Below are 25,270 nucleotides of genomic sequence, written 5' to 3' on the forward strand. Positions count from 1 at the left end.
AGGGGGGCGCATGAGTATTACCGCACGGCGCAAGGTCGGTATCGCGAGCGCGATCGTCGGTGTCGCGTCCGCGGGAGTGGCCGCCGGGGCCCTCGCCAAGCGGTACGCCGTCGGCCGCATCAGACTCCGTCCCGACCCGGAGGCGAGCGAGCCGCTCGGCGAGCTTCGGGGGCGTCCCACCACGGTCACCACCTCCGACGGCGTACCGCTGTACGCCGAGGTGGACGGCCTCCAGGACGCCCCGCTGACCGTGGTGTTCTGCCACGGCTACACGCTCAACCTCGACTCCTGGCACTACCAGCGGCGTGATCTGGGCGAGGCCCACCGCCTGGTCCTGTGGGACCAGCGCTCCCACGGGCGCTCGCCGCGCATCCCGACGGAGGACTGCTCGATCGACCGGCTCGGCGACGACCTCGCCGAGATCGTCGAGGCGCTGGTGCCGGGTCCGTGCGTGCTCGTCGGCCACTCCATGGGCGGTATGACGATCATGGCGCTCGCCGACCGGCACCCCGAGCTGTTCGGCGACAAGATCAAGGGTGTCGCGCTGATCTCCACCTCCCCCGGCAAGCTCGGCGAGATCTCCCTCGGCCTGCCCGCGCTGCTGTCCAAGGCGGTGCACAAGGTCACGCCGGGCACGGTGTCGATCCTGAGGCGCGGTGGCGCGCTGGTCGACAAGAGCCGCCAGGTCGGCAATGACGTGGCCTTCCTGGCCCTGCGCCACCTGGGCTTCGGCGATTCCCAGAACGTCAGTCCCACGGTCGTCGACTTCGTCGAGTCGATGATCCGTTCCACCCCTTTCGAAGTGATCGCCGAGTTCTACCCGGCGCTGATGTCGCATGACAAGCTGAGCGCGCTGGGTGTGCTGGACGAGGTGCCCACCTCCATCATGGTCGGCGACAAGGACTGGCTCACCCCCGTCGAGCACAGCAAGGCGATGGCGGCGGCGCTGCCGAGCGCCCGGTTCACCGAGATCCCGGAGAGCTCGCACCTGGTCCAGTTGGAGCGGCCGGCGCTCGTCAACAACGCGCTGCACGAGCTGCTCAAGCGGGCGATCGCCGACACCGACGCGGGCGACGAGAACCGATGAGCCCGGACACGGGTAGGAGTGGTGACGGGAGTGACGCACCGGTGAGAGTCGTGGCGACCGCCGAGGAGATGCGGGAACTGGGCCGGAGGCTGGCCGGGCTGTTGCGGCCGGGGGACCTGGCGGTGCTGTCGGGCCCGCTCGGCGCGGGCAAGACGACCCTGGTGCAGGGCATCGCCGAGGGGCTCAAGGTACGCGGGCCGATCACCTCGCCGACCTTCGTCATCGCCCGGGTGCACCCCTCGCTCTCCGGCGGTCCGGCGCTGGTCCACGTCGACGCCTACCGCCTCGGCGGGGACCTGGAGGTCGACGACCTCGACCTGGACGCCTCGCTGGAGGAGTCGGTGACCGTGGTCGAGTGGGGCGAGGGCCTGGTGGAGGGGCTCGCCGAGGACCGGCTGGAGATCCTCATCGGCAGGGGCGCGTCCGGCGAGCCGGGTGAGGAACGGACCGTGACCCTCCGCGGGATCGGACCCCGCTGGGAAGGTGTCATCTGATTTCCCCACGGGGGCCGGGAAATCCTGACAGGCTGGTACCCCGCCCCATTGGTCTAGATCGTCGGGCGCGTTGATCGACTCTGGCGGGTTTGCCCATGTTTAATGGGGAACAGGTGGGACATCGTGCCGGGCGAGGGTCGTCGGCCGGAGGGCGAAGTGGAGTTCGACGGTGCCAAGCGTCAAGCGTGTCGCGGTTGCGGGAGCCATCGTCCTTTTCGGGATGGCCGGGCTGGTCGGGTGTTCGGCGGAGGCCAACTCGGGCAGCCCGACGAGTACACCCACCTCCGCCCCACCTGATTCCGGCATCAGCCGGCAGGACATCGAGGTCCAGCTCCAACCGGCCCGCGCCAAGGCCGGGCAGAAGGTGTGGGTCCTGGCGAACTGCCCGATCCCGCAGGGCGGCCCCGAGCACCGCGGCACCGCGTCTTCCCGGATCTTCCGCACCCCGGTGACCCTCGACCCGATCCTCGCGACGCCCACGCCGGCCCCGGCGAACACCGCCAGCCCGACGCCGCGCCCGTGGGTCCGCGGTCAGGCCACCGTCGCCGACGGCGTGGCCGCCGGTGTCTACGAGGTCAACGCCAGGTGCGAGGGGACCAACGACACGGGCAAGACCAACCTCAGGATCGTGGCCGACACCGAGCCGAGCTCCAGCCCGACGTCCAAGCCCACCTCCAAGCCGACCAGGACGATCATCAGCACCGAGGCGCCGGGCACGGGCGGCGGCGGCACCGCGGCGGGAGGCCCCGCCGACTCGGGCGGGCCGATCGGCACGACGGGCGTCCTGCTCGCCCTCGCCCTGGCGGGCGGCATCGGCATCGCGGTCGTGCGTCGCCGCCGCTCATAGTCCCCGATGGCCGATTCCACCCGCTGGTCCAGGATCGTCCTGGCCGGAGTCGTCACCGGCGCCGTCATGGTCGCGCTCAACAGCAGGGGCGGCGGCGAGGAGAAGCCGCCGGCCCGGGCCTCGGTCGTGCCCAGCCGCATCGACATCCCGTCCCTGGGCATCAAGGCGCCCCTGATGAAGCTCGGCGTGCAGGACGGCCGGATCGAACTGCCGCCGTACGAGAAGCCGGACAGCGCGGGCTGGGTCAAGGACAGCGCGGTCCCCGGGGACGAGGGTTCCGCGGTGATCCTCGGGCACGTGGACACCAAGACCGCGCCCGCCGTCTTCTACAGGCTCAAGGAGATGCGGGAGGGACAGGTCATCAAGGTGGTGCGCAGCGACGGCAAGGTCGCCCAGTACCGGGTGGACACGATCGAGCAGATCAGCAAGAGCCGGTTCCCCGCCGACAAGGTCTACCTTGAGGACGGCCTGCGGCTCATCACCTGCGGCGGGACCTTCGACTGGGACAACCACGAATACCGCGACAACCTCATCGTCTACGCCACCCTGGTCAAGACCTGAGCCCACCCGCCCGAGGCCCGTGCGGGGAGTGGCGGGCGGGCTCCCGCCCGCGTTCCCCCGCGCCCCACCGGGGTGGCGCTCCTGAGCCCTCCCCGGAAGGACTAGGCTAACTGTTCGTGCTGGTCCTGGCCTTTGACACCGCAACCCCCGCCGTCACAGCAGCGCTGCACGACGGTGCGAGGGTCCTCGCCGAGTCGACGACGGTAGACGCGCGCCGCCACGGCGAGCTGCTCGTACCCACGATCGAGACGGTCCTGAGCGAGGCCGGAGCCTCGCTCCGCGACGTCACCGCGGTCGTCGCGGGCTCCGGCCCCGGCCCCTACACCGGGCTCCGGGTCGGCCTGATGACCGCCCAGGCCCTCGCGACGTCACTGGGCGTCCCGGCGTACGGCGTGTGCACGCTCGACGCGCTCGCCTACGGCAGCGGGCTGACCGAGCCGTTCCTGGTGGCCACCGACGCCCGGCGCAAGGAGGTGTTCTGGGGGCACTACCAGGAGATGCGCACCCGGCTGTCCGGCCCCGCGGTGGACCGCCCCCAGGACCTGCCGGGGGAGCTCCCGCTGGTCGGCGCGGGCGCGCGGATGTACGCCGAGGTCGTCGGGGCCTCCCGGCTGCTGGACGCGCCGGAGTATCCCCACGCGGGCGCGCTGGCGGCGCTGGCCGCCGAGCAGCTCGGCGAGCCGGACGTCGACACGGTCGTCGAGAGCGGCACCCACCCCGTGCTCGGCCTGCCCCACCCGATCTACCTGCGCCGTCCCGACGCCCGGGTGCCCTCGGCGCCCAAGAAGGTCTCCGCATGACGACGGCGCTCCGTCAGATGACCTTCGACGACCTGCCCGCGGTCATGGAGATCGAGCGCAGGACCTTTCCCGCCGACGCCTGGAGCGAGGGCATGCTCCGCGGCGAACTGGACGACCAGCCGAGGACCAGGCACTACGTGGTGGCCCTGGCCGAGGAGGCGATCGTCGGCTACGCGGGCCTCGCCGCGGCGGGGGACCAGGCCGACGTGCAGACCATCGCGGTCCTGGCCGAGTGGCGCCGGAGCGGCATCGGCGGCGCCCTGCTGACCGAGTTGCTGACCGAGGCCGAGCGCAGGGGCGCGGTCTCGGTCTTCCTTGAGGTGCGCGCCGACAACCCGGGCGCGCAGGCGGTCTACGACAGGTTCGGGTTCGAGCGGATCGGCATGCGCCTCCGCTACTACGAGGACGGCACCGACGCGATCATGATGAGAAAGGATCTCCATGCGTGACGAACCGGTGGTCCTGGGCATCGAGACCTCCTGTGACGAGACGGGGGTGGGAATCGTCCGGGGGCACACCATGCTGGCCAACGCCATCGCCTCCAGCGTCGAGCAGCACGCCCGTTTCGGCGGGGTGGTGCCCGAGGTCGCCTCCAGGGCGCACCTGGAGGCGATGGCCCCGACCGTCGAGCGGGCACTGGAACGGGCGGGCCTGCGCCTCGCGGACATCGACGCGATCGCGGTCACCGCCGGGCCGGGGCTGTCCGGTGCGCTGCTCGTCGGCGTCGCCGCCGCCAAGGCGTACTCGCTGGGTCTGGGCGTCCCGCTGTACGGCGTCAACCACCTGGCGGCCCACGTCGCGGTGGATCAGCTGGAGCACGGAGCCCTGCCCAAGCCGTGCATCGCCATGCTGGTCTCCGGTGGGCACTCGTCCCTGCTGCTGGTGCCCGACGTGGCGAGGGAGGTCGTCTCGCTGGGGTCCACCGTGGACGACGCCGCGGGCGAGGCGTTCGACAAGGTGGCCAGGGTGCTCGGCCTGCCCTTCCCCGGCGGGCCGCACATCGACAGGGTGGCTCGCGACGGCTCCGGCGCGGCCATCGCGTTCCCGCGCGGCAAGTACGACGACGGGACGCTCGACTTCTCCTTCTCCGGCCTGAAGACCGCCGTGGCCCGGTGGGTGGAGGCCAGGGAGAAGACGGGCGAGTCGATCCACGTGCCCGACGTGGCGGCGTCCTTCCAGGAGGCCGTCGTCGACGTGCTGACCCGCAAGGCCCTGCGGGCGTGTGCCGAGTACGGCGTCGGTGACCTGCTGATCGGTGGCGGGGTGGCGGCCAACTCCCGGCTGAGGGCGATGGCGCAGGAGCGCTGCGAGGCGGCCGGGGTCCGGCTCCGGGTCCCCAGTCCCGGGCTGTGCACAGACAACGGTGCCATGGTGGCGGCGCTGGGCTCCGATCTGGTGGCGGCAGGTATCGAGCCGTCGCCGCTGGACATCCCCGCCGACTCCTCGCTGCCCGTCACCACGGTTCACGTGTGACGGGCTCACGGCTGTCGAGGGGCACTTCGAGGCGCTGTCCCGGGCCGCCGCGCCCCCGTGGGCGGCGGCTGTACGGGGGGCCTTCGAGGCGCTGTCGCACCGCTCCTACGCGGAGTGCAGAGCCAGCACCGGGTAGTCGGTGTAGCCGCGGTGGTCGCCGCCGAAGGCCGAGCTGAAATCGGCCTGGTTGAGCTCGGCGCCGAGACGGAGGCGGACCGGCAGGTCGGGATTGGCCAGGAACGACGCGCCCAGCGAGACCAGGTCGGCGCCGCGCTCCAGGGAGTGCGAGACCCTGGCGGCCGGGTCGCCTATCGACGCGTCGTTGACGATGAGGGCGTTCGGCCAGGACTTGCGGATCTCCAGGCCGAGGTCGTCCGAACCGTCCACCTTCAGGTGCAGGTAGGCCAGGTCGAGATCGGCGAGCTCGGAGACCAGCGCCGGGTAGACCTCGTGCCGGTCCTCCTCGACCAGGTCACCCGCCCCGTTGCCGGGCGAGAGCCGGATGCCGACCCGGGACGGGCCGATCCGGTCGGCGGCCGCCCGCGCGGTCTCCACGGCGAAGCGGATCCTGTTGTCCACCGAGCCGCCGAAGCGGTCCTCGCGCAGGTTGGCGTTCTGCGACAGGAACTGATGGATGAGATAGCCGTTGGCGCCGTGCAGTTCGACCCCGTCGAAGCCCGCGTCCATGGCGCGGGCGGCGGCGTCCGCGAAGTCCTGGATGGTCGTCTCCGCCTCGGCGGTGGTCAGCTCCCGGGGGGTGGGGTGGTCCTGCAGGCCGCTGGGCGTGAAGATCTGCCCCGCAGGTCGTACGGCGGACGGCCCGACGGGCAGCGCGCCGGTGTTGTCGGGATGGCCGATCCGGCCGGAGTGCATGATCTGGGCGAAGATCCTGCCGCCCGCCGCGTGGACGGCGTCGGTGACCTCCCGCCATCCCGCCACCTGTTCGTCGGTGTGCAGTCCCGGGGTGTCCATGTACCCCTTTCCGGCCTGGCTGGGTTGCACCCCCTCGGTGATGATCAGGCCCGCGGAGGCTCGCTGGGCGTAGTAGAGGGCGGTCAGCGACGAGGGGATCCCGTCGAGGTAGGACCGCGAGCGGGTCATGGGTGCCATGACCAGGCGGTTAGGCAACTGGAGGCCGGCCAGCGTGAACGGTGAGAACGGCATGACGATCCCTTTCTTGGCTGGCCAACTTGGCTAGCCAATAAGCAGTTCTACAACTTGGTCGGCCAACATGCAAGCGATAGTCTCGGAGAGGACGGAAGGACCTGAACATGGCGGAGCCGCTGTTCGACGAGAGGTGCGAAGCGACCAGGGAGTGCGGTGAGTACGACGCCGACCTCAACTGCCTGATGGCCTACGCCGCCCGGGGGCACCGGGTCCTGCTCGCCAGCCTCCTCGGGGAGATCGATCTCTACCCCGGCCAGGAGCGCGTGCTGGGCGCCCTGTGGGACAACGGCCCCCAGTCGCAGAACGCGCTGGCGAAGATCGTCGGCATCGACGTGTCCACCATGACCAAGACCCTGCAGCGCCTGGAGCGCAGCGGCTTCGTCAGCCGCAGGCCCGACCCGGCCAACCGGCGGATCAGCATCGTCGAGATCACCCCCAGGGGGCACACGCTCCGCCCCGAGGTGGACCGGGTCCTCGCCGAGATGCACCGCCGGATGACCCGGGGGCTGACGGAGGAGCAGACGAAGGAGCTGACCTCCCTGCTCGGCGTGGTCAGGGGCAACCTGTGCCGCGAGGCGGGTGTGCGGGACCCGGCCGGGGACCAGGCCCTCGACGCCGCTCGGACCGGCTGACGGCACCCGTACCGGATCGGCGAGGAGCGGATCCTGGCCGGGGCGCTCCGGTCAGTCCCTGGTGGGGCGGAGCAGTGCCTCGGCCAGGGCCAGCATGGTCTCCTCCAGGGCGCCCAGCCGGCGGGTGAGGTCCGCGTGCGCGGGCTCCACGGTCTCGTTCAGGGCGTCGGAGAGCTGGTCGCGGTCGGGCTGGGCGCGGAGCATCTCGGCCAGCGGTGTCAGCGCGGCCTCGGCCCGGATGACGCGCTCGTCCAGGGAGTCGAAGCGCTCGCGTTGCTCGTCGGTCTGGGCGCCGATGAGCGCGCTGACGCCGGTACCGACGCCGAGGACGGAGGGCAGCGCCTCAAGGCGCTCGTCCAGGCTCTCCAGACGCTCGCCGGACTTCTCCGCGCGGCCGTCCAGGGTGGACAGGCGGGAGTCGATGACGTCCATCCGGCCGGTGAGGCGGCCCTCGATGTCGTCGAGACGCTCGTCGAGGGTGTCGAAACGGCCGCCTGCCGCCATGCGATGGCCGGTCAGCCGGTCGACGCGGCTCTCCACGGCGGCGGCGCGCTCGTCGATCCTGGGCACCACCAGATCGACCCCGGCCCCCACCCGCTCGACCCTGCCGTTGACCTGTTCGACGGCGGCGAGCACTCGGTCGGCGGCCGTGCCGACCGCCTGCTGGACGCTCGCGGACAGGCTGAGCATCCCCGCCTCGATGCGCCCGGCACGCTGGGAGAGGTCGGCCAGCGCCCTGTCCAGGCGGCCGAACCGGTGCGCCGCGATGCCCATGTCGGCCTGGAGTCGGCCGAGGTGCTCGGCCAGCTGCCGCACCTGCTCGTCGATGCCCTGGGTGCCGTCGGAGATCGCCCGGAGGCGGGTGAGCGCCTCGTCCACGCTCTCGCCCACGGTGCCCAGATCGGTCCACAGGCTCGGCAGCTCGCCGAGGGGGGTGACCCGGTCGCGGACGGCGTCGACCCGCCTGCCGAAGGACTCGACCCGCTCGCCGACGGCGTCGACGTGGTCGCGGACCGCCTCGACGTGCTGGGCCAGGCCCTCGGCCCAGGAGGGCGGGCGGGCGGCGATGTCGTCCAGGCGCCCGTTGACGGATTCGAGCGTGCCGTTCAGCCCGCCGATCTCACGCTCCCTGACCTCGCGCAGCAGCCACTCCATGCCCTCCAGGCGCTGCCGGATCTCGTCGAGCACGGCGCCCTGGGTCCGCTGCTCGTAGACGTGGTCCTGAGCCGCCCGGGCGAGGAGCTCGCGCATCCGGTCGGAGATGGCGGTCTGACTGCCCGTCTGGAGCAGGGTGTGGTCAGAGTGATCCACCGAGAGCTCCTTCGCTCGCCGACGCTCAGCCGCGCGGTTGGATTGGGTCGGTTCTGCCGATGAACGGGATGAAATCGAAGGCGAGAGAGAACTCCCGCCCGGCAACCTTAGCCTCTGGATCAAGGTTTTCCGGGGGCGAGATTAAAAGACAGGAATTGTCTGTTTGCTGGAATAATCAACCATTTTGGCTGGTCAGCTGGGGCTGCATATGAAAGCAAATGGCCTGTCACCTATTCGGGTGAGAATGACCGTCGCGGATTCGCTCCCGGGCAGCCGGAGATCTTTCCTGAGACGGTCGACGTCCACCGCGGAGCCACGTTTCTTGATCGTCACATTGCCGGCCCCGCGCTCGCGGAGCGCCGCCCGCAGCCGCTTGAGCGAGAACGGCAGCGTCTCGTGGACCTCGTACCGTGACGCCCACGGCGTCGGCGCCGCGACGTCGCCGGTGATGTAGGCGATCTGCGGGTCGAGCAGGCGCCCGCCGACCGACGCGGCGATCTCGGCGACCAGGTGGGCGCGGATCGCCGCGCCGTCAGGCTCGTAGATGTACCGGCCCGCCGGGCCGGTACCGGGGTCGCCGAGGGTGGGGTCGGGCGTCATCGTGACGCCCGACGGCAGGATCGTGGCCCTGCGCGCCGTCTCGCCCGCCAGCGTGCCGCACCAGATCACGGCCTCCTTGACGTCGCCCCGGTAGGAGACCCACTCGGCCTCCGCGCCGGCGGGGACGAACTCGTAGGGGATCCCGGGGGCGACCTTCAGGCAGGCGGCCCCGGCCCTGGCCACCATCTCCAGTACGGCGGGCCAGGCGGGCGAGTAGGCCATCGGGTCGAAGGTCCTGCCCCGCGCCGTACGGCGCGCGGGGTCGGCGAACAGGACGTCGAAGGCGGCCGGGTCCAGGGCGGAGGCGTCGGCGGCGCGGACCGAGACCCGGTCGCCGAAGCCCAGGGCGTCGGCGTTGGCCGCCGCGATCGCGGCGGTGAGCGGATCGGCGTCGACCGCCTCGACGACGCATCCGGCCCTGGCCAGGGCGAGGAGGTCTCCGCCGATACCGCAGCAGACGTCGGCGACCCGGGAACCCGCGGGGACGCGCCGCGCCCGGTGGTCGGCCACCTCGCGGCGGGTGGCCTGCTCCAGGCCGGGCCGGGTGAAGTACATGAGATCGGCGTCGGCGCCGAACTTCTCCCTCGCGCGCAGCCGGAGTTCGGCCTGGGTGAGCGCCGCCGAGGTCAGGTCCGCGTCGTAGATCTTTCTTAACCTTGTCACCGCCGCCACCGGGTCGTCGCCGATGGTCTCGGCCGCCGCGCCCAGCGCCTCCTGGCCGCGCGGGGTCAGGAGTTCGCGGAATGCGTCGAGATTCACACCACCCGACGCTACCGCCTCCACCGTGGGGCTTCGCGAAGGGCTTCCACCTGGTTTGACGTTCGCCCGAAGCGCAGACGGGCGCTCCGTGTTGACTGTCAAGCCCTCCTTGCATACTGTTCCGTATTGGCACTCTCCCGGTGAGAGTGCCAAATACATGCGACGAGGCAGGTCTGACACCCGCGACGGCAGACCGCTGGTCGCCTCTTCTAGATCATTCAAATCTGAAGGGGAGGTCCGACGTGACGACCGCCACCAAGGTTCCCGTTAAGCCGCTTGGCGACCGCATTGTGGTCCAGCCGCTTGAGGCCGAGCAGACCACCGCTTCCGGTCTGGTCATCCCGGACACCGCCAAGGAGAAGCCGCAGGAGGGCAAGGTCCTCGCGGTGGGTCCGGGCAACTGGGACGACGAGGGCGAGAAGCGGATTCCGCTCGACGTCAAGGAGGGCGACGTGGTCCTCTACAGCAAGTACGGCGGCACCGAGGTGAAGTACAACGGCGAGGAGTACCTCGTGCTCTCCGCCCGTGACGTGCTCGCCATCATCGAGAAGTAGTTCTCGCTTCACAAAGATGACGTATCGAGCCCCGGGTCGCGAGAGCGCCCGGGGCTTTGATGCGCCGACGTACTTATAGAGAGGACTGTCATGCCGAAGATCCTGTCGTTCGAGGAGGACGCACGCCGAGCTCTCGAGCGCGGCGTGAACGCTCTCGCGGACGCGGTCAAGGTGACGCTGGGCCCGCGTGGCCGCAATGTCGTCATCGACAAGAAGTTCGGTGCGCCGACCATCACCAACGACGGTGTCACCATCGCCCGCGAGGTCGAGCTGGAGGCGCCGTACGAGAACCTTGGCGCGCAGCTGGCCAAGGAAGTGGCGACCAAGACCAACGACGTCGCCGGTGACGGCACCACCACCGCGACCGTCCTGGCCCAGGCCATGGTCCGCGAGGGCCTGCGCAACGTGGCCGCCGGAGCCCAGCCGCTCTCCCTCAAGCGCGGCATCGACGTCGCGGCCAAGACCGTCAGCGACAGGCTGATCGAGTCGGCGCGCCCGGTCGAGGACAAGAAGGAGATCGCGAATGTGGCGACGATCTCCGCGCAGGACGCCAAGATCGGTGAGCTGATCGCCGAGGCGTTCGACAAGGTGGGCAAGGACGGTGTCATCACCGTCGAAGAGTCCAACAGCATGGGCCTGGAGCTCGAGTTCACCGAGGGCCTCCAGTTCGACAAGGGCTACCTGTCGCCCTACATGGTGACCGACCAGGAGCGCATGGAGGCGGTCCTGGAGGACCCCTACATCCTGATCACCCAGAACAAGATCTCCTCTGTCGCCGACTTCCTGCCGCTGCTGGAGAAGATCGCGCAGACGAAGAAGGCCCTGCTGGTCATCGCCGAGGACGTCGAGGGCGAGGCCCTCGCGGTGCTCGTCACGAACAAGATCCGTGGCACCTTCACCTCCGTCGCCGTCAAGGCGCCGGGCTTCGGTGACCGCCGCAAGGCCATGCTGCAGGACATCGCCATCCTCACCGGTGGTCAGGTGGTCAGCGAGGAGATCGGCCTCAAGCTGGAGCACGTCGGCCTGGAGGTGCTGGGCACCGCCCGGCGCGTCGTCATCACCAAGGACTCCACCACCGTCGTCGACGGTGCCGGCGAGGCCTCGGCGATCGCCGACCGGGTCAAGGAGATCAAGCTCGCCATCGAGCAGTCCGACTCCGACTGGGACCGCGAGAAGCTCCAGGAGCGTCTCGCCAAGCTCTCCGGCGGCGTCTGCGTGCTGAAGGTCGGCGCGGCCACCGAGGTGGAGCTGAAGGAGAAGAAGCACCGCCTGGAGGACGCCATCTCGGCGACCCGCGCGGCGATCGAGGAGGGCATCGTCTCCGGCGGTGGCTCCGCGCTCGTGCACGTCTCCAAGGTCCTCGACGACCTGGGCCTGACCGGCGACGAGGCGACCGGTGTCGCCATCGTCCGCAAGGCGCTCGTCGAGCCGGCCCGCTGGATCGCGGAGAACGCCGGCCTCGAGGGCTACGTCGTGACCTCCAAGGTCTCCGACCTGCCCGTCGGCCACGGCCTCAACGCCGCCAGCGGCGAGTACGGCGACCTGATCGCCCAGGGTGTCATCGACCCGGTCAAGGTCACCCGCTCGGCCGTCCAGAACGCGGCCTCCATCGCCGGCATGCTGCTGACGACCGAGGCGCTCGTGGTGGACAAGCCCGAGGAGGAGGCTCCGGCCGCCGCCGGTCAGGGCCACGGCCACGGCCACGGTCACTGATCTCACCGGTTCCGAACGGCTCGCGTCTCTCCGGAGGCGCGAGCCGTTCGCGTTTTGCGGTAAACCAAATGTGCCCGCGGCGCGTCATGGCGTGTCACCGGTAAGCGCAAACGCGGTTCCTCCGAATAGTCGATGTATTTGGCAATCGAATGAAATATTCGTACATACCGTAGCCGCTGTAGTCACTGTATGATTACGCACCGTTATCTCCGCCTCAATGTGACCAATCCGTAGCCGTTTGCTATGACGACAGGCACTATCAGGGCGGGCATCATGCCTAACGTGACCGAGGGATGCGTCGCCGACGCCAAAAATGGGGTGAGGCTTGCGACGAGGTCCGAAGGGGTCGTCCATAGAGACGATCTCAAGGATCTGACGAGCCTCGCCGTTCAGGGGGATCGCACCGCGATCGAATCTCTGATCGCGCAACTGCGGCCGATGGTCGTCCGTTATTGCCGTGGTCGTCTGGGCCGGGTCTCCGGTCAGTATCACATCGCGGACGACGTGGCCCAGGAAGTATGTATCGCGGTGCTGTCCGCGCTGCCCCGTTACCGTGACATGGGGCGTCCGTTCGCGTCCTTCGTCTTCGGCATCGCGTCGCACAAGGTGGCCGACGCGCTGCGCAGCTCCGTACGGTCCGCCGTGCCCACCCAGGACCTTCCTGACGGGCCCGACGAGGGGCCGGGGCCGGAGGAGACCGTGGTGCGCTACATCGAGGCCGAGCACGCACGCCGGCTGTTGTCCAGGCTGCCGGACAACCAGCGCGAGCTCCTCATGCTCCGAGTGGTGTCGGGCCTTTCCGCCGAGGAGACCGGTAATGTACTCGGTATGTCACCAGGTGCGGTCCGGGTCGCCCAGCACAGGGCGCTGGCCCGGCTACGAGCGATGGCGGAGCTGGAGTCGATAGCTTGACCGCCGAGCCGTCGAGCAGGGGCCACGCGCGAAAGCCCGAACCGCGGGACGGGGCTCGCGACGACCCGGAGCGAGAACGATCATGACAACGGTTCACCCGCGACGTCCGGCTCGAAGGTATGGGCCGGACGAGGATCCGGCCGTGGCCGAGACCGACGCCCTCGTGGAGGCGCTCTCGGGCAGGACGCCCGTCTCCACGTCGGACACCGCGATCGCCCTGCTGGCCGCCTTGATCGACGACGTGGATCAGCGGTGTTCCTCGGTGTCGATCACGCCGTCCGGCTGACCTCGGGCGTGTTCGCGGCGCGCGGTGGGCGGGCCGGGGCGACCGGCGACGCGGGTCAGTGGTGTTCTTCGGTGTCGATCACGCCGTCCACGTAGCCCCGGGCGTACTCCCAGCTCACATAGTCGGTGGGGTTGGGCTGGTAGGCGGGCTCGTGCACCTGGGGCTGGCCGTTTTCGATCATCTGGCGCAGGTTGCCGCGCAGCAACTCCCAGTCGAAGTAGTGCTGCTCCCCGCATTCGGGGCAGTCGAGCACCAGACCGAGCACCCCCTGGGGCTCCAGCAGTGAGCGGAAAACCTCCACGTCGGCGAGGTCGGTCATGGCCTCGTCGCGCTCGTCCGTGGTCAGCGGCTCGGGATCGTCGGGATCGCCCAGCGCCGCCGCCGGGTCGTCGGGGTCATCCGCGAACGGGTCGCGAGGGACATCGTCGAGCACGATCCCACCTTATGGCCTGGATGTGACAGACAGGCCCCGAACCGGTACGAGTATGACGGTCCGGGGCGGTACGGGCAGGCGACCGCTGTGGCCGGGAGGTCCTGGACGCGGGAACTTGAAGATCTCCGACCCGTACTGGAAACCCGGCTACTTCCAGTATGCGACTTCTGCGGGAGATCCGGGCCTCCGGCTTTTCCCCCGGGTCCACCAGGTTTGGCGCCAGACTCTAAACTGTGACCCGGGGGTCGGCGCCTTTCCCCTTCATGAGAGCGCCGCGGCAGGAGGGTTGCAGATGGCCAAGTTCACCGATCGGGGGCTCACGTTCGACGACGTGCTGCTGGTGCCCGCGTATTCGGACCTGCAACCCGGGGAGGCCGAGACCACCACGCGGCTGTCGCGGGGCATCACCCTGCGGATCCCGCTGATCTCCGCGGCGATGGACACGGTGACCGAGGCCCGCATGGCGGTGGCGATGGCGCGCCAGGGCGGCATCGGCATCCTGCACCGCAACCTGTCGATCGAGGACCAGGCCCAGCAGGCCGACCTCGTCAAGCGCTCCGAGGCCGGGATGGTCACCAACCCGATCACCTGCTCCCCCGACGAGACGCTCGCCGACGTCGAGCGCCTCTGCGCCACCTACCGGATCTCCGGCGTGCCGGTGACCGACGCGAGCGGCGTGCTCGTCGGCATCGTCACCAACCGTGACATGCGCTTCGAGAGCGACCACAGCCGTCCGGTGCGCGAGGTCATGACCCCGATGCCGCTGGTCACCGCGCCGGTCGGGGTCTCCACCGACGACGCGTTCGACCTGCTCAGGAAGAACAAGATCGAGAAGCTCCCGCTGGTCGACGCCGGGGGGCGGCTGCGCGGGCTGATCACCGTCAAGGACTTCACCAAGAGCGAGAAGTACCCGCTCTCGACCAAGGACGCCAACGGCCGGCTCGTCGTGGGGGCGGCCGTCGGCGTCGGCGGTGACGCGGACAAGCGGGCGAGCGCGCTGATCGAGGCCGGGGTCGACGTGATCGTGGTGGACGTCGCGCACGGCCACTCCAAGGGCCTCGCCGACATGATCGCCAAGATCAAGGCCAACAGCAGGGTCGACGTGATCGGCGGCAACATCGCCACCCGCGGGGGTGCCCAGATGCTGGTCGACGCCGGGGTCGACGCGGTCAAGGTCGGTGTCGGGCCCGGCTCCATCTGCACCACCCGGGTGGTCGCCGGCGTCGGCGCCCCGCAGGTGACGGCCATCCACGAGGCGTCCCTCGCCGCCGGCCCCGCGGGGGTTCCGGTGATCGGCGACGGCGGCCTGCAGTATTCGGGCGACATCGTCAAGGCCATCGCGGCCGGGGCCGACTCGGTCATGCTCGGATCGCTCCTGGCGGGCTGCGAGGAGTCCCCGGGCGAACTGATCTTCATTAACGGCAAGCAGTTCAAGTCGTACCGGGGGATGGGCTCGCTCGGTGCGGTCCGCAACCGTGAGCGCGGCGGCGCCTCGTTCAGCAAGGACCGCTACGCCCAGGCCGATGTCGGCGCCGAGGACAAGTTCATCCCCGAGGGCATCGAGGGACAGGTCCCCTACCGTGGCCCGGTCGCCGCGGTGGCCCACCAGCTCGTCGGCGGCCTGCGCCAGGGCATGTGGTACTCCGGATGCCGCACGATCCCCGAGATGCACGTACGGTGCGAGCTGATGCCGATCACGTCGGCGGGCCTCAAGGAGAGCCACCCGCACGACATCCAGATGACGGTCGAGGCACCCAACTACCACGGTCGCTAGAGCGGCGCGCAGCGCGCACGCGTGAAAGCGTGGCGTGCGCCACGCACGCCACGGAACGGAAAAGACAGACATATGACTCAGGTGGAGATCGGCCGCGGCAAGAACGGCCGTCGTGCCTACGCGCTCGACGATATCGGCATCGTTCCGTCCCGTCGTACCCGCGACCCGGAGGAGGTCTCGATCGCCTGGCAGATCGACGCCTACCGCTTCGAGCTGCCCGTCGTGGTGAGCCCGATGGACAGCGTGGTCTCGCCGAAGACCGCCATCGAGGTCGGCAGGCTCGGCGGTCTCGCCGTGCTCGACCTCGAAGGGCTGTGGACCCGGTACGAGGACCCGATGCCGCTGCTGCAGGAGGTGGCCGAGCTCAAGGGAGAGCCCGCCACGAAGCGGCTGCAGGAGATCTACAACGCGCCGATCAAGGAAGAGCTGATCGGCCGCCGCATCGAGGAGATCCGCGCGGCCGGGGTGGCCACGGCGGTCCGGCTCTCCCCGCAGCGCACGGTCCAGTACCACAAGGCGGTCATCGACGCGGGCGTGGACATCTTCGTGATCCGCGGTACCACGGTCTCCGCCGAGCACGTCTCGGGCAGGGCCGAGCCGCTCAACCTCAAGCAGTTCATCTACGAGCTCGACGTCCCCGTGGTCGTCGGGGGGTGCGCCACCTACACCGCGGCGCTCCACCTGATGCGGACCGGCGCGGCCGGGGTGCTCGTCGGCTTCGGCGGCGGCGCCTCGCACACCACCCGCACGGTGCTGGGCGTGGCGGTGCCGATGGCCACCGCGATCTCCGACGTGGCCGCCGCCCGCCGTGACTACATGGACGAGTCCGGTGGCCGTTACGTCCACGTCATCGCCGACGGCGGCATGGGCACCTCCGGCGACATCGCCAAGGCGATCGCGGTGGGCGCGGACGCGGTCATGGTCGGCTCGCCGCTGGCGAGGGCCGCCGAGGCCCCCGGCCGGGGCTTCCACTGGGGGTCGGAGGCGCAGCACCCCGAGCTGCCCCGGGGCAAGCGGGTCGAGTTCGGCACGATCGGCACGCTGGAGCAGATCCTGCACGGACCCTCCTCGGTGGCCGACGGCTCGATGAACCTGATGGGCGCGCTCAGGCGCACGATGGCCACCGCCGGCTACTCCGACCTCAAGGAGTTCCAGCGGGTCGAGGTGGTCGTCGCCCCGCAGGCCGGCTGAGCTCTCGCGCGAATGCCCGGCCGACCGGCCGGGCATTCGCCGTTTCGCACGCGCCGCCGGGCAGTGATCGGTTCAGCGAGGTTCGACGATCCAGGAGCCCCTGCGCATCACGCCGGAGACCTCCAGCTCCTCGGTGAGCACCACCAGGTCGGCCTGCTTGCCGACCGAGACGGACCCCAGGCGGTCGGCGAGGCCGAGCACCCTGGCGGGGGTCAGAGAGGCGATCTCGGACGCCTCGGACAGTGACAGGCCCACCTCGTGCACGGCCCGCCGGAACGCGACGTCCATGGTCAGGGTGCTGCCGGCGATGGAGCCGCCCTCGGCCAGCCGGGCCACCCCGTCCACCACGTTCACCTTCATCGGGCCGAGCCCGTAGACGCCGTCGCCCATGCCCGCCGCCGCCATCGCGTCGGTGATCAGCGCGGTCCTGCCGGGACCGGCGACCTCGAAGGCCAGGCGCGTCATGGCCGGGTGCAGGTGCACGCCGTCGTTGATCAGCTCGACCGTGACGCGCTCGTCCTGGAGCAGCGCGGCGATCGGCCCCGGGTCGCGGTGGTGCAGCGGCGGCATCGCGTTGTAGAGGTGGGTCGCGACGCTGCCGCCCGCCTCGATCCCGGCGATCGTCTGGGTGTAGGTGGCGTCGCTGTGGCCGAGGGCGGCGATCACGCCGCTCGCCGCCGCCTCCCGTACGGTGTCCAGCGCGCCGGGCAGTTCGGCGGCGATGGTGACCATCCGCACCTGGCCGCGCCCGGCCTTGATCAGTCCGGCGAGCTCCTGGGGCGAGGGCTCGCGGAGCAGCGCCGGGTTGTGCGCGCCGCACCGGGCCGTGGAGATGTAGGGGCCCTCAAGGTGGATCCCGGCCAGCAGGCCGTCCTCGCACAGGTCGGCGAGGGCGGCGGCGGCCCTGGCCAGGTCGTCCAGGGAGGCGGTGACCAGGCTGGCCATCAGCGTGGTGGTGCCGTGCCGGGCGTGCAACTCGACGGCCCGGCTCGCCTGCTCCGGATCGCCGGTGGGAAAGGAACCGCCCGCCCCGCCGTGGTTGTGGATGTCGACGAAGCCGGGCACGACGTACCGTTCGCCGAGGGCGAGCCCGGACCCCGGCGCGGAACCCTGGCCCACGTGGGTGATGCGGCCGTCTTCGATGGTGAGCCAGCCCCCGTGGACACCTTCGGGGGTCACGATGCGTGCGTCAGCGAGTGTGATGCTCATGGTCCCCATCCTCTCGGGTTCCCGGAAGAAGCCGCTCCCGACGCGACCGTGGGGTGCCGCCGGTCTGATTTATCGACGATGAGAGAGAGGCCCTCCGCTGATAAGGTAGTCGGTCAGTAACGGCGGAACGGAACATGACATGGCAGGCGAAGAAGACATCTCCGGGTGATACCGGCCCCCATCGCCATCGGTGACGCGCGCATCGCGGGACCGCCGATCGGTGATGTCTTCGTGTCCTGATCATTTCGCCGGGCGGGTCTCACCGCGCCGGCCGAACGCGGAAGCGATTTGATGTCCGACGCCCTGATCGTGGTTTCCAACCTGTCCTTTTCCTGGCCCGACGACACCCCGGTGTTCGAGGACCTCTCGTTCACCGTCCCCGCCGGACACACCGGCCTGGTCGCGCCCAACGGCGCCGGCAAGAGCACGCTGCTCAGGCTGATCGCCGGTGAACTCCGCCCGACCGCCGGCTCGGTCACGGTACGGGGGGTGCCGGGCTATCTACCCCAGACGCTGCCCCTGGTCGGCGACCTGACCGTGGCCGAGGTCCTGGAGATCGCCCCGGTGATCAGCGCGCTGGACGCCATCGAGTCCGGGGACGCGAGCGAGGAGCACTTCACCACGGTCGGCGACGACTGGGACATCGAGGAGCGCACCCGTGCCCAGCTGGACCGGCTCGGCCTCGGGGACGTCTCCCTCGCCCGGCACCTGCGCACCCTCAGCGGTGGCCAGGTCGTCTCCCTCGGCCTGGCGGCGCAGTTGCTGAAGCGGCCCGACGTGCTGCTGCTCGACGAGCCGACCAACAACCTCGACCTCGACGCGCGCAGGCGGCTCTACGACGTGCTCGCCGACTGGAACGGCTGCCTGCTGCTGGTCAGCCACGACCGGGCGCTGCTCGACCGGATGGACCGCATCGCCGAGCTCGACCGGGGCGAGATCCGCTCCTACGGCGGGAACTTCACCTCCTACGAGGAGGCCGTGCGCGCCGCGCGGGAGGTCGCCGAGAAGAACATCCGCACCGCCGAGCAGGAGGTCAGGCGGGAGAAGCGGGAGATGCAGCAGGCCCGCGAGCGGGCCGCGCGCCGGGCCGGCAACGCCGCCCGCACCCTCAAGGACGCCGGTCTGCCGAAGATCGTCTCCGGCAGGATGAAGCGGAACGCCCAGGAGTCGGCGGGGAAGGCGGACGAGACGCACGCCGCGCGGGTCAGCGGGGCCAGGGCCCGGCTCGACGAGGCGAGCCGCGCCCTGCGCGACGAGCAGAGGATCTCGCTGGAGCTGCCCGGGACCAACGTCCCGGCCGGCCGTACGGTCTTCCTCGGCGAGCGGATGAGGGTCGGTCACGGTGAGCGGGCCCTCTTCGCCGGGCAGGGCGTCGACCTGACGATCCGGGGGCCCGAGCGGATCGCGCTGACCGGCCCCAACGGCGCCGGAAAGTCCACCCTGCTGCGGATGATCAACGGTGAACTGGAGTCGGAGGGGGGCGGGACCAGGCGGGCCGACGGCCGGGTCGCCTACCTGTCCCAGCGACTGGACCTGCTGGACCTGGACCGCAGTGTGGCGGAGAACCTGGCCGCGTTCGCGCCGGGGCTGCCGGAGGCGGAGCGGATGAACCTGCTCGCCCGCTTCCTGTTCCGGGGCTCCCGCGTTCACCTCCCGGTCGGGGTGCTGTCCGGCGGTGAGCGGCTGCGCGCCACCCTGGCCTGCGTCCTGTACGCCGAACCGGCGCCCCGGCTGCTGCTGCTGGACGAGCCGACCAACAACCTCGACCTGGTCAGCGTCGCCCAGCTGGAAGGTGCCCTGCGCTCCTACGAGGGCGCCTTCGTGGTGGTCAGCCACGACGAGCGGTTCCTCGCCGAGATCGGCGTGAACCGCTGGCTACGGCTGGCCGAGGGCCGCCTCCTCGAAACGAGCGCCCCTGACGCGTGAGGTGACCTTGACTGCCTGGTCGCCGCCGGTCGGTTATCCGGTGCCTGGCAGGCAGGTCGCGGGGATCGACAACGAATCGGGCAACGGAGTCCTTCGGGGTGGGCCGCCAGGGGGCCGGTGACTCGGGGCGTCCGAGGAACTCGCGGGCGAGTTCCTCGGGAAGGTCGTCCTCATGCTCCGTGCCGGGCGCCCGGTCACGGTTACCGGGAGGATCCTCCGTTCGGCCAGCGGACGCGGGTGTGGGCCAGGCCGTTGTCCTGGCGGGCCCGCTCGCGGCGGTCGCCGGTGACGCAGACCTGGTCGCCGATGAAGGCCTCGCGCCAGACGTAGCCGGACACGCAGGTGCGCGGGCCGTAGGGGCCGTCGGTCCACCTGCTCGCCGCGGCGGCGTTGTCCTCCAGGACCTGCAGGCGGGTTTCCATGGTCACGCAGACGTAGTCGCTCGCGTCGGCCTGGCGCCAGACGTAGTCGTCGGCGCAGGCGTTCGGTCCCCATACGTTGCGGACGGGGTTGGTCCGGGAGGGAGCGGCCTGGTTGTCGGCGATGATCTGCTGTTCGGTCTCGGGGGTGATGCAGACCTTGTCGGTGGGGGTGATCAGCCGCCAGCGCCGGGTGGACAGGCAGCCTCCTGTTTCGTAGTCCACCCACCTGGGCGCGTCCTCGTTGTCGACCCGCGCCTGCTCGCGGGCGGCGGGCGTCACGCACACCTTGTCACCGGCCACGGCCTCGCGGTGGTCGTAGCCCTCCAGGCACTTGGTGGTGGCGTCGGTGCTGACGGTGACGGTCGCGGAGTCCGAGCCGACCGAGTCGACGGTCACGGTAACGCCGTAGGCGTCGATCGCCTGCATCGGCTCTTTGTCGCTCAACTTCTTGGCCAGCATTGGCCTGCCGGCGTAGTAACTGTGGATGAGCACGGTGTCGCCGGGGATGCCGGCACTCTGCCCGGTCTTCTTGCGGAACTCCACCGTGTAGTACTGCGACGGGTCCGAGTCGTGGGGAACGCGGACCAGCAGCGTTCCCGGCAGGTCGGGCCGCTCCAGGGGGGCGAGCTTGACGGTCCGGGTGGTCACCCCGTCCTTGGCCAGGGTGACCACCCGGTCGCCGGGCAGCCAGCCGAGTTCGTCCAGGTGCGGGCCGCTGAGCCCGACCGTGCCGCGGCCGAACCGCGCCGAGGGGGCGGCGTGGACGTTCGGGTTGCTCAGCGCGTCCCACTGGTCGTCGTACTGTCCCGGAGCGGTCCAGACGGGCCACGACGGGCTACGCCAGAGCGTCGACCTGGGATAGGACAGGCCAGATCGGTTCAGTACGTGTGCGGTGACCGTGGCGAGGTCCCACAGCGGCGGGTCCAGCACGACCGGCGCGGTGGTCTCGTCCAGCGGGACCTTGGCGTCGAGTCCGACGGAGGCGTTGACCATCACGGCCAGGCGGTGGCCGGCGGGCACGCCGTATCCGCCGATGCCCGCCGCGTTCGTGCAGCTCTTGACCCTCGCCTCGGGGCTCTGTGCCTTCCACTGTTCGGCGGTGACGGACATCGGGAACCAGCCCTTCACGACCGAGCCGGCCATCGAGGCCCGGCCGCGTGACTGCTCGGCGACGAAGTCGGCGAGCCCGCCCTTGCCCAGGCCCTCGGTGGTGAACAGGTCCTCGAAGTGCTGCGGATTCTTGGGCTCTTCGAAATGGTCGGCGAACTTGCACAGCAGTACCGACCAGGGAGTCTGTCCCTGGATGGGGGTGGCGAGCGCGGGTTGGGCCGGAAGCCAGGTCAGGGCCACCGCCGAGGCCAGAACGGCCAGGGATGCTCTTTTCAAGCGCACGGGTTCTCCTCTGCGGGGCGGCAGACGACCCGAGAGTCCAGATCGGTCTTGCGGGCCCCTTTGATCTTGCTGGGACGGACGAGTGCCCGCCGTTGAGCCCAGGGGGTGCGGCTGGGACTAACCGGGAGATTAGGCAACGCCTTCATCCCGCGTCGTCCGCCGTGGGACTGATCGACGCTCCGCCGCGCAGTTGATCCCCGCCTCCCGCGAATCGACCGGACGGTGTTCCCGTACGGGGTGGGAGTGTGCCGCCGTACCCGGGGCCTCAGGCCCCGGGTCACCCTTTGGCGCCCATCACCGGCGAGCCGGGAGAGCGACGGGGCGGGCGGGGTTTTTGTGAAAGTAAAATGTGGCAGTTTCCAGCTAATGTCCATGATGCTAGTTTTTGATCGCTTTGGTATCCGGCGCGCTGGAGACGAGACAGGTGGGCTTGCAGCCAGACACGGCCGAGTGGGCGAGCCTCCGGTCGGCGGTCCCCGCGGTGCTCCGGATGGTGGCACGGAGACGGCACGTGGTCGCCCTGACCGCGCTGGTCCTCTCGGCCACCGGGGTCTACTGCCTGCTGGGGCTGGTCAGGTACGACCTGTTCCGGGCGACCAGCATGGACCTGACGCTGTTCGACCAGGCGGTGCGGGGCTTCGCCTCCTTCGATGCCCCGACCAGTCCGGTACGCGGCGTCAACCTCGGTCTGGGCATGGACTTCGTGCAGCTGGGCGAGCACTTCTCGCCGATCCTGGCGGTGCTGGCCCCGCTGTACTGGCTGCATGACGGCCCCGAGACGCTGATCGTGGCCCAGGCGGCGCTGTTCGCGCTGGCCATACCGCCGCTGTGGCTGTTCACCCGACGGACGCTCGGCACCCGCCCCGCCTACCTGGTCGCCGTCGCCTACGCGGTGTCCTGGCCGATCGCGAGGGCGGTGAACTTCGACTTCCACGAGGCCGCGTTCGCCCCGCTGCTCACCGCCGTCATGATCGAGCGCTTCAGCGCCGGCAGACACGGCCACACCGCGCTGGCGGCGGCGGCCCTGCTGCTGGTCAAGGAGGACATGGGGCTGATGCTCGTCGGGTTCGGCGGGTACGTCCTGCTTCAGGTGCGACGCCGGCACGGGACCTTGCACGGGGTCGTGTACGGGGTCATGTACATGGGGGTCGGTCTGGCGTACACCGGTCTCGTCCTCGCCGTCCTCATCCCGTCCGTGGGCGGCGACTCCACCATGTACTGGGCGTACGGCCATCTCGGTGGCGACATGTCCGCGGTGGCCGTGCACGCCCTCAGCGACCCGCTGGGCGTCCTCGGCAGCCTCTTCAGCCCGCAGGTCAAGCTCGACACGCTGGCCTTCCTGCTGTGGCCGACCCTGCTGGCCTGCCTGTTCTCCCCGCTGACGCTGTTCGCCCTCCCCCAGTTGCTGGAACGCATGCTCTCGGACCGCGCGCAGTGGTGGGTGACCGACTTCCACCACAGCGCCATCACGGTGGCCGTCCTGTTCTGCGCGGGAGTCGACGGAGCCGCCCGGGTGATCCGCTGGGCCCGAGATCGCGAACCCGGCCTGAGTGAGCGCGGCGCGTCGCTGCTCTGGGCGGCCGCCGTCTGTGCCGTCGCGCTCACCCTCGTCCCGCGATTCCCCCTCGACCAGCTCATCAGGCCCTCCTTCTACGAGAAACAGCCCGATGTGGTCGCGGCCGAGCAGGCGGTCGCGGCCGTACCCTCCGGCGTGGTCGTCGCGGCCGTCAACCACGTGGGCCCCCACCTGTCCGCCCGCACCACTGTCCTGCTGTGGGAGGACAGACCCCCCGTCGCCCCCTGGATCGTCGCCGACACCGCCCGTGTCGCCTACCCCTGGATCTCACTCGACCGCCAGCGCCAGCACGTCGACGAACTGAGGAGCCAGGGCTACCAGGTCGTCTACGACCGCGAGGGCTACGTGGTCCTGCACCGCGCCTGATCTTCTGGACCACGTCCGCCGGGGCAGGCGTCCTGGATGCGCCGACCATGGGCGTCGGTGACGGCGACACGGCCCAATGATCTTTCAACGTGTGTGGCGTGAGTCGACCAGGATGCGCATCCGCCGGAGGCCCCCGTGTCCCGGCAGTGTCCCCACCGCGTCGGCCCCAGGTCCACTTCGGGGCATAAAGGCAGTGGGGGAGATGAGATCTATGTCCGCGGATCCGGGGGGAAGGCGGCACATCGGGGGCGGCGGCTTGGTACGTGCCGTGGTCGACTGGGCCGCGCGGCGGATGACGGCCGTGGTGGGAGGCCCCGCGCGATTCCAGATCATTGTCCTGCTGGCCTGCGTTCTCGGACTTGTCGCCGCGGACCAGGCGGCCCTCGGGGCGGTGGGGGTGGAGGTCAAACAGAGCCTGGGCATCACGAACACCGAACTCGGGTCCCTGTCCGCGGTGTCGTCGGGGGCCGGTGCCCTGGCCGTCCTGCCCGTCGGTGTGCTGACCGACCGGGTGCGGCGGGTGCGGATCCTGGTCGTGAGCATCGCCGTGTGGAGCCTGGCCATGCTGGTCAGCGGTCTGGCCGATTCGTTCTTGTGGCTCCTGCTCTCCCGGCTGGCGCTCGGAGCCGTGACGGCCGCGGCCGGGCCGACGATCGCCTCGCTCGTCGGTGATTTCTTCCCGGCCGCCGAACGGGGCCGGATCTACGGTTTCATCCTGAGCGGCGAGATGCTCGGTGCCGGATCCGGGCTGCTGGTAGGCGGTAATCTCGGGTATTTCCTGTCGTGGCGTTCCACCTTCTGGTTCCTCGGACTGCTCGGGATCGTCCTGATGTTCGTCATCGTTCGAAAACTGCCCGAGCCCGAACGCGGCGGCCAGAGCCGGCTGCTCGCCGGAACGCCCGGCCCGGCCTCCGGGCCGGGCGACGCGGCGCGTTCCGCGGTGCGGGATCTCGGGATCGAACCCGATCCGGCGTTGGTGCTCCACCGTGACCCGGTACGGATGTCGATGTGGCAGGCGGCGCGGTACGTGCTGCGGATCCGGACGAATGTCGTCTTGATCATCGCCTCGGCGGTTGGATACTTCTTTTTCGCCGGTCTGCGGATCTTCGGTGTCGTCTTCGTCCACCAGCAGTACGGCCTCAGCCAGGCCGCGGTGACGGGTCTGGTGCCGCTCGTCGGGTTCGGTGCCCTGCTGGGGGTGCTCTGTGGCGGGCGGATCGCCGACTGGTTCACCCGCCGCGGGCGTGTCAGCGCCCGCCTGGTGGTCCCCGCGGTCGCGTACCTGACCGGTGCGGCCTTCTGCCTCCCGGGCCTGCTCACCACGTCGATGGCGATCGCACTGCCGTTCCTCTTCGTCTCGGCCGGCTCGTTGTCGGCGGCCAACCCCCCGTTGGACGCCGCCCGCCTCGACGTCGTCCACTTCCGCCTTTGGGGGCGCGCGGAGAGCATCCGCACATTCCTTCGCACGGGTGCGGAGACCGCCGCTCCGGTGACCTTCGGCTTCCTGGCCGACGTCCTCGACCCGGGCGGGACGAGGAGCGCGCAGGGCTTGCAGTACACCTTCCTGATCATGCTGGTGCCGCTGATCGCGAACGCGATCGTTCTCCTGTACGGCCGGCGTACATATCCCCGCGACGTCGCGACGGCGACCGCCTCCGAACGAATGACGGACACGGGGCGTGGAGCTCAGGCATGAGTGAAAGTCCGGCAGGTCGGATACGGTGCCGGAGTTCGGGGAAAGGCTTGGTCGGGGGTCCGTTCAGCACCAGCCTGCCGGGCCGGACC

The 25,270-nt window shown here is 70.3% G+C and carries 23 protein-coding genes; 17 read left to right on the forward strand and 6 right to left on the reverse strand.

Going from position 1 to position 25,270, the window contains the following annotated elements:
• Nucleotides 1–10: 10 nt before the first annotated feature.
• The 7 genes from AB0K21_RS01420 (at nt 11) to tsaD (ending at nt 5,262) form a co-directional block, all read left to right on the forward strand.
• Nucleotides 11–1,087, forward strand: coding sequence for an alpha/beta hydrolase (locus tag AB0K21_RS01420; protein ID WP_343968255.1), 1,077 nt, complete (start codon nt 11–13; stop codon nt 1,085–1,087).
• Entirely contained in the window at nt 1,084–1,581 is a 498-nt protein-coding gene (gene tsaE, locus AB0K21_RS01425) for a tRNA (adenosine(37)-N6)-threonylcarbamoyltransferase complex ATPase subunit type 1 TsaE (RefSeq protein ID WP_343968253.1), read from the forward strand. Before AB0K21_RS01420 ends, tsaE begins: the two co-directional genes overlap by 4 nt.
• Before the next feature lie 169 nt (nt 1,582–1,750).
• Nucleotides 1,751–2,428, forward strand: coding sequence for a hypothetical protein (locus AB0K21_RS01430; RefSeq protein ID WP_364146952.1), 678 nt, complete (start codon nt 1,751–1,753; stop codon nt 2,426–2,428).
• Nucleotides 2,429–2,434: 6 nt separating this feature from the next.
• Nucleotides 2,435–2,989, forward strand: coding sequence for a class F sortase (locus AB0K21_RS01435; RefSeq protein WP_343968248.1), 555 nt, complete (start codon nt 2,435–2,437; stop codon nt 2,987–2,989).
• 116 nt (nt 2,990–3,105) lie between these two features.
• Entirely contained in the window at nt 3,106–3,789 is a 684-nt protein-coding gene (tsaB, locus tag AB0K21_RS01440; RefSeq protein WP_343968246.1) for a tRNA (adenosine(37)-N6)-threonylcarbamoyltransferase complex dimerization subunit type 1 TsaB, read from the forward strand.
• Complete coding sequence (rimI, locus tag AB0K21_RS01445) at nt 3,786–4,238, forward strand: ribosomal protein S18-alanine N-acetyltransferase (protein ID WP_343968243.1); 453 nt, start codon at nt 3,786–3,788, stop codon at nt 4,236–4,238. The genes tsaB and rimI overlap by 4 nt, the downstream gene beginning before the upstream one ends.
• Nucleotides 4,231–5,262 (forward strand): tRNA (adenosine(37)-N6)-threonylcarbamoyltransferase complex transferase subunit TsaD, encoded by a 1,032-nt coding sequence (tsaD, locus tag AB0K21_RS01450; RefSeq protein WP_364146956.1) that lies wholly within the window; start codon nt 4,231–4,233, stop codon nt 5,260–5,262. The genes rimI and tsaD overlap by 8 nt, the downstream gene beginning before the upstream one ends.
• Nucleotides 5,263–5,367: 105 nt before the next feature.
• On the opposite strand, the gene AB0K21_RS01455 is transcribed toward tsaD, so the two are convergent.
• Nucleotides 5,368–6,426 carry an alkene reductase gene (locus AB0K21_RS01455; protein WP_343968238.1) on the reverse strand — a complete coding sequence of 353 codons (1,059 nt, stop codon included), beginning with the start codon at nt 6,424–6,426 and terminating at the stop codon, nt 5,368–5,370.
• Nucleotides 6,427–6,533: 107 nt separating this feature from the next.
• On the opposite strand from AB0K21_RS01455, the gene AB0K21_RS01460 reads away from it, so the two are divergent.
• Nucleotides 6,534–7,061, forward strand: coding sequence for a MarR family transcriptional regulator (locus AB0K21_RS01460; protein WP_343968235.1), 528 nt, complete (start codon nt 6,534–6,536; stop codon nt 7,059–7,061).
• 51 nt (nt 7,062–7,112) lie between these two features.
• On the opposite strand, the gene AB0K21_RS01465 is transcribed toward AB0K21_RS01460, so the two are convergent.
• Nucleotides 7,113–8,372 (reverse strand): hypothetical protein, encoded by a 1,260-nt coding sequence (locus AB0K21_RS01465; protein WP_343968233.1) that lies wholly within the window; start codon nt 8,370–8,372, stop codon nt 7,113–7,115.
• 192 nt (nt 8,373–8,564) lie between these two features.
• Nucleotides 8,565–9,731, reverse strand: coding sequence for a class I SAM-dependent methyltransferase (locus tag AB0K21_RS01470; RefSeq protein ID WP_364146961.1), 1,167 nt, complete (start codon nt 9,729–9,731; stop codon nt 8,565–8,567).
• 242 nt (nt 9,732–9,973) lie between these two features.
• On the opposite strand from AB0K21_RS01470, the gene groES reads away from it, so the two are divergent.
• From groES to AB0K21_RS01490, 4 genes are all read left to right on the forward strand, one after another.
• Nucleotides 9,974–10,285 (forward strand): co-chaperone GroES, encoded by a 312-nt coding sequence (gene groES / locus AB0K21_RS01475; protein ID WP_030912806.1) that lies wholly within the window; start codon nt 9,974–9,976, stop codon nt 10,283–10,285.
• A 90-nt stretch (nt 10,286–10,375) separates the two neighbouring features.
• Nucleotides 10,376–11,998: a chaperonin GroEL gene (gene groL, locus AB0K21_RS01480; protein WP_343968231.1), complete on the forward strand. Its 1,623-nt coding sequence runs from the start codon at nt 10,376–10,378 to the stop codon at nt 11,996–11,998.
• Between the two features lie 273 nt (nt 11,999–12,271).
• A complete protein-coding gene (locus AB0K21_RS01485) occupies nt 12,272–12,910 on the forward strand; it encodes a sigma-70 family RNA polymerase sigma factor (RefSeq protein WP_343968229.1) in 639 nt (212 codons plus the stop codon).
• Nucleotides 12,911–13,052: 142 nt separating this feature from the next.
• Nucleotides 13,053–13,196 carry a hypothetical protein gene (locus tag AB0K21_RS01490; protein WP_343968227.1) on the forward strand — a complete coding sequence of 48 codons (144 nt, stop codon included), beginning with the start codon at nt 13,053–13,055 and terminating at the stop codon, nt 13,194–13,196.
• A gap of 55 nt (nt 13,197–13,251) precedes the next feature.
• Here AB0K21_RS01490 and AB0K21_RS01495 read toward each other — a convergent pair whose 3' ends face one another.
• On the reverse strand, nt 13,252–13,629 hold the full coding sequence (locus AB0K21_RS01495) for a DUF5319 family protein (RefSeq protein WP_030912798.1): 378 nt from the start codon (nt 13,627–13,629) through the stop codon (nt 13,252–13,254).
• A 292-nt stretch (nt 13,630–13,921) separates the two neighbouring features.
• Between AB0K21_RS01495 and guaB the strand changes: the two genes are divergently transcribed.
• Together guaB and AB0K21_RS01505 are read left to right on the forward strand one after the other, a co-directional pair.
• Entirely contained in the window at nt 13,922–15,403 is a 1,482-nt protein-coding gene (guaB, locus tag AB0K21_RS01500; RefSeq protein ID WP_343968223.1) for an IMP dehydrogenase, read from the forward strand.
• A 72-nt stretch (nt 15,404–15,475) separates the two neighbouring features.
• Complete coding sequence (locus AB0K21_RS01505) at nt 15,476–16,594, forward strand: GuaB3 family IMP dehydrogenase-related protein (RefSeq protein WP_343968221.1); 1,119 nt, start codon at nt 15,476–15,478, stop codon at nt 16,592–16,594.
• 72 nt (nt 16,595–16,666) lie between these two features.
• On the opposite strand, the gene nagA is transcribed toward AB0K21_RS01505, so the two are convergent.
• Nucleotides 16,667–17,803, reverse strand: a complete 1,137-nt coding sequence (gene nagA, locus AB0K21_RS01510; protein ID WP_343968220.1) for an N-acetylglucosamine-6-phosphate deacetylase — start codon at nt 17,801–17,803, stop codon at nt 16,667–16,669.
• A 291-nt stretch (nt 17,804–18,094) separates the two neighbouring features.
• Here nagA and abc-f point away from each other — a divergent pair, with 291 nt between their 5' ends.
• Nucleotides 18,095–19,729 carry a ribosomal protection-like ABC-F family protein gene (gene abc-f, locus AB0K21_RS01515; RefSeq protein WP_364146968.1) on the forward strand — a complete coding sequence of 545 codons (1,635 nt, stop codon included), beginning with the start codon at nt 18,095–18,097 and terminating at the stop codon, nt 19,727–19,729.
• A gap of 200 nt (nt 19,730–19,929) precedes the next feature.
• Here the strand turns inward: abc-f and AB0K21_RS01520 are convergent, their stop codons facing one another.
• The gene (locus AB0K21_RS01520) at nt 19,930–21,537 is read right to left on the reverse strand and encodes a hypothetical protein (protein ID WP_364146971.1); all 1,608 of its coding nucleotides are present in this window, start codon (nt 21,535–21,537) and stop codon (nt 19,930–19,932) included.
• Between the two features lie 430 nt (nt 21,538–21,967).
• On the opposite strand from AB0K21_RS01520, the gene AB0K21_RS01525 reads away from it, so the two are divergent.
• Both AB0K21_RS01525 and AB0K21_RS01530 read left to right on the forward strand, forming a co-directional pair.
• Nucleotides 21,968–23,485 carry a DUF2079 domain-containing protein gene (locus AB0K21_RS01525; protein ID WP_364146973.1) on the forward strand — a complete coding sequence of 506 codons (1,518 nt, stop codon included), beginning with the start codon at nt 21,968–21,970 and terminating at the stop codon, nt 23,483–23,485.
• 211 nt (nt 23,486–23,696) lie between these two features.
• Entirely contained in the window at nt 23,697–25,181 is a 1,485-nt protein-coding gene (locus tag AB0K21_RS01530; protein ID WP_343968210.1) for an MFS transporter, read from the forward strand.
• Nucleotides 25,182–25,270 lie beyond the last annotated feature (89 nt).

Source organism: Streptosporangium sp. NPDC049248, assembly GCF_040678965.1.
Classification (GTDB): Bacteria; Actinomycetota; Actinomycetes; order Streptosporangiales; family Streptosporangiaceae; genus Streptosporangium; species Streptosporangium fukuiense.